Annotated in this window: 3 protein-coding genes; 1 reads left to right on the top strand and 2 read right to left on the bottom strand. The window is 58.7% G+C overall.

All coding sequences use genetic code 11. From position 1 onward, the window contains the following. Positions 1-49: 49 nt before the first annotated feature. Positions 50-1,225: a PDZ domain-containing protein gene (locus RSSM_RS19215; RefSeq protein WP_236621240.1), complete on the bottom strand. Its 1,176-nt coding sequence runs from the start codon at positions 1,223-1,225 to the stop codon at positions 50-52. A gap of 434 nt (positions 1,226-1,659) precedes the next feature. On the opposite strand from RSSM_RS19215, the gene RSSM_RS19210 reads away from it, so the two are divergent. After that, positions 1,660-3,006, top strand: coding sequence for a GNAT family N-acetyltransferase (locus RSSM_RS19210; RefSeq protein WP_008682448.1), 1,347 nt, complete (start codon positions 1,660-1,662; stop codon positions 3,004-3,006). Between the two features lie 210 nt (positions 3,007-3,216). Here RSSM_RS19210 and mutL read toward each other — a convergent pair. After that, positions 3,217-4,598: DNA mismatch repair endonuclease MutL (gene mutL, locus RSSM_RS19205; RefSeq protein WP_044303039.1), on the bottom strand; the 1,382-nt coding region annotated here is incomplete at its 5' end.

The following is a 4,598-nucleotide window of genomic DNA, read 5'->3' as shown; positions in this document are numbered from 1 at the left end:
GTGTATCACATCGTGCATTCCCCCCAACGTGATTGGGCGTTGAGCCCGATCAGCGACCGGCCGGCGCCGGCAACGTGTTGTCGCCGAACTCGTCATCGGGGAGGGCGAGCGGATCCGAATCCCCGTCGAGAAGACCGTCACGCGGTTTCGGAGCAGGCAACTCGCCACTGCTTCCGTTGCTCTCTCGAGCGGCCTGAGGACCTTGCGATTGATCCACACCCGAGTTATCAGGTGCTGAACTGTTAGGCCCTGAACTATTGGGCGTTGAGCTATTGGGAGTTGCACTATTAGGTACTGAGAAAAAATTCCCGAGTGCCGAACCGACACCGCCCAACAAACTCTCACCCGCAGCAGCGGGATTCGCTGCTTGCGACTTCGAATCGGCTTTGGGTTGTTGCGAAGGAGTCGCCGGGCGGATTTCACCACGCTCGGTTGCCGATCGCGCGGGGACGCCACCGGGACCTCCCATCTCAGCTTCGATCTCCTTCATCGCATTGCCACGAACGATACCGAGTGTCACCGAGTCGCCTGGATTCAACAACGCCAACTCTCGCACCAAGCCGTCCGTATCTCGAATGAGTCGTCCGGCGGCGGAAACGATGCGGTCATTCGGCTTGATCCCCGAGATTTCGCCCGCACTGTCTTCCTTTACCGTGACCACCAACACGCCACGCTGAGGGGTGGCGTCGCGTGCTTCGAGGCCCAATGATCCGCGCGGGCGTGCCAGCGTCGGTCCGTTTTTTGAACCGGCAACTTTGTCACGATCCACCGGGGGCTTGGCAACCGAACGCGTGGCATCCGACGGATCGCCCGATCCCTCGATGGCCGCCAACTTCGTTTGGTACATACGACCGTTTCTCAAGATATAGACGACGGCCTCGGCACCTTCTTCGAGACGTCGTTGGGCCGCACGCACTGCGTCCAAAGACTCCGTCCGCACGCCATCGATCGATACGATCACATCTCCCGGTCGAATGCCAACCTTGGGTGCGTTCGATTCCGAACTGAACCCGAGTACTTGCAGCCCTCGGTAGCGACCGGTGAAAACCGGCGACACTTCGATACCGAAACTAGGTGTAGCCTCGGTGTCGTCGTTGTTGCCCTCGCCACTCGTTGCCTCGGCATCCGGCGAAGCACTGGGATCCTGGCCTGGAACGGGTGTCGCGAGCACTCGCGAAGATCCCGGACTGAGCGGTTGTTGGTACGGCGGCGGTTGCTGCGGCATGCGCCTCGCTTCGATCCTCGCCCTCCACCGATCTAACAACCTCTGCGCCGATGCGGGTTGGCAGACTACCGAATGAATCATCGCAAGCGCGGTGAGGCACGCCAAAGTCATCCCAACCGACCGCAACTTGTTCTGAGATTTCAACATCAACATTCTTTCAATTCCGAGACCTTCATCAAACCGCCTGCGAAAAGCCTCATTCGCTTTGAAAAAACGAACAAACATGAGCCCAGACGAACGCAGCCGTGTCAGAGGGTTCATTCCATTGCCCTACGCCAACGAGCCCCCCAATCATAGAGGGATCACCTGGACAGTCCATCCGATCGAGACGATTTTGACAAAAGACGCTAAGTTGTCCCAGAGTCACCCGTTTCACCTCTCGTTCGTCTCCTCCCTCGGCGTAACATTTCGCGTCGGTTAGCTGATTCGCATCCATGTCAGGCGAGTCCCAATCCTCTCGGGAAGCAGTTCCCGACCCGTCCGATTCCCTCCCAAACACAGCCAATCCGATCCCGTCGCGGTCTGCCTCCACCGCTTCTGACGTCGAATCACCGCGACCTTTGTCGGTGGCGGTCTGGCCCCTATCGACGGCAGAACTCGCAACCGCGTTGGCAACAACGCTCAACCGCCTTTCGCCTTCGCGAGCCGGGATCGTGACCGACCAACTGAGAACCGTGCTGCGTTCGGAGGCAGCGGATCGGCTGATCGTGCGCGCGGCCGCGGCTGAACCCGCACGGCTCGAAAACGCGGTTCTCGCGATCACTCTGCTGCCGGATTCAGGCGACACCGCCACGGTGCTGCACCTCGATTGGGTCCAGCCCCCCAAAATCTCTAGCATTCCACCTACATCTGGCATCCCAGATTCACCGGAACAAACAGAATCGGGAACTGCGGCGACAGCCACGACAGTTGGTCGAACCGCCGAAACGATCGAGCCCCACAAGAACCAAATCGCCCAGTCGCTCCGACAAGAATTGGTCACAACGATCGCCGATCGAGGCATGCGGTTCATTCAATGGGCGACCGACCCCGTTGCCCCAGCACCGGAGGATGCCGCGAAGACGCATCCGGTTCCCGCAAACCGCTGGCCCGAAACTTTTCAATTCTCACAAATCGGAACACTCGAGTACCTCGCCCTCGATTGCGATGACAACGGCCAGTGGAACACGACTGCCGACACAGACAAAGAAAACACAAGCGCCGCGCCGCTCACTCTCGAATCGCTCGATCACGATGACGCCGCCCAACGAGATCTGTTTGAAAAAGTCGTTGCACAGACCTATGTCGATTCACTCGACTGCCCACCGCTCGAAAACTTTCGAACCGTCCAAGAGATCATTGCCGGATACCGAAACGCGGCCGCCTTCGCACCGGACCTGTGGTTCATCGCTCGCGAGAGTACTGAAACAACAAACAATCCCTCGACAAACAATGCCTCCACAAGCGACGCTTCCACGGATCAGGAGCCTGCGAACGTCGGTTGCCTGATCCTCGCCCGTCACGCCAACAGCCATCACGAATCCGATGAAGAAAGCAACCCGTCGGCGGTGATCGAGCTCGTTTACATGGGCATCGCACCCGAGCACCGAGGACGTGGCTACGGCGAAGCCTTGATGAGAAAGCTAATCGATATCTGCCAACATCATTCAGCCGAACGATTAATCCTCGCGGTCGATCGCGACAACCATCCCGCACTCGCCGCCTACAATTCCATCGGCATGCAACCGCTGTTCCGCGAAACCGTGTGGGGACACAAGGTGCCATCGCCACCGCAGGGCTGATGCGACGCCATCTGGTAGTTTTTATCAACTCAATTATCGGGTAGTGGATCTTGTTAAAGATCCTGCAGCATGAGCATCTTTAACAAGATCCACTACCGCCTACCGGAACACCAAACCGCGTCGGACCACGAGAGCATTCTGAAATCTAAGGTGCCCGATTCCCGTAGCCGAATTTGCCTGAATTCAGGCGACATCATGTTTAGAAACGGTCTAAGTCGTCACGCGGCCGCGCGGCCCCAAACGCCCGAACATTCGGTCGAGTTCGTCGAGGCTGAAGAACAACGCCGTGGGACGTCCGTGCGGACAATGATGCGTGTCCTGATACAAATCCTTTTGCTCGAGCAAACTGGTGATCTCCTCCGGTGACAAAGGATCTCCCGCCTTCACCGCCGCCTTGCATGCGACCGTGCTTAACAGGTGATTGAGAAGGTCCTTCGGGTTCGGATCGCGTCCGGCACCCATCACCGATTCAAGAATCGTCCTGAGCATATCCGCCGGATCTTTGTTCGGCATGATCGCCGGATACGACTGGATCAGGATCGTTTCACCGCCAAAGTCTTCGATCTCCAAACCGATCCTGGCGAGTGTGTCTCGCACTTCGAGCGCCGCTGCTCTTTCGGCAGGTGTCAACGAAACCGGTTCGGGCACGAGCAATCGCTGTGCTTCGAGCGACGCGTTCTCACCGAGCACCTTCTGGCAAACTCGCTCATAAAGCACTCGCTCATGCAACGCGTGTTGGTCGATCACGACCATGCCCTTTTCATCCTGGGTCACCAGATACCGGTTGCGAACCTGGAACCCGAGATAACAAACACTCGGCGAAGGCCCAGTACCATCCACTGCACCGGAAACGCCGGCGTTTGCCGAGGATGTCGCATCGGGTTCGAGATCCCATGGTGCGACACTGTCCGAGGCGTCATTCGCCGGGGAAGCCACCGCCGAGCCGTCACCTTGAACCGTCGCCCCTGGCAACACCGATGCGCCACCGTCAGAAAAAGGACGGAAGTTGGGAACACCACCTAAGCCAGACGGCGACACACCCGACGACGTGCCTGGCGTCTGGGATTGAGACGGTTGCGAGTGAACCGGTGACGCGTGCACCGTAGCCCCATCAATTCGGTTGACGGTGGACGAGGCGGAGATATCAACGCCACGATTTTCCGGCGCGTCCTGTCCCGTTCTCGCCCATTCAATTACCGACTGTCGCTGCTCATCGACTTCGCGAGCCGGCATGCCCATCACGGACTCACCGCGTGAACGCAGGTCATCCCCCTTCATCGGTTCGGGCGCCGGTGCCGCCCCAACCCGGTGCGTCATATCGGTCGATAGGAATCGCTGACGCAGCGTCTGCAACAACCGACTGTAAACACGGCCACTGTCGGTAAAGCGCACCTCGAGTTTTGCGGGGTGCACATTGACGTCGATCATCTCAGGCGGCATCGTCATCCGCAGAAAACACACCGGGTGTCGCCCCACCATCAACAAACCACGGTACGCTTCGCCCAACGCGTGCTGCAACGCCCGGTCACGAATGTGGCGACCGTTGAGAAACAGATACTGCATCCGGTTGTTACCGCGATTGACCGACGGGT

Origin of the sequence: Aporhodopirellula sallentina SM41 (assembly GCF_000346505.1) — a bacterium.
Classification (GTDB): domain Bacteria; phylum Planctomycetota; class Planctomycetia; order Pirellulales; family Pirellulaceae; genus Rhodopirellula; species Rhodopirellula sallentina.
The sequence above is the reverse complement of the archived record's forward strand: the minus strand, read 5'-3'. Positions and strand labels throughout refer to the sequence as shown.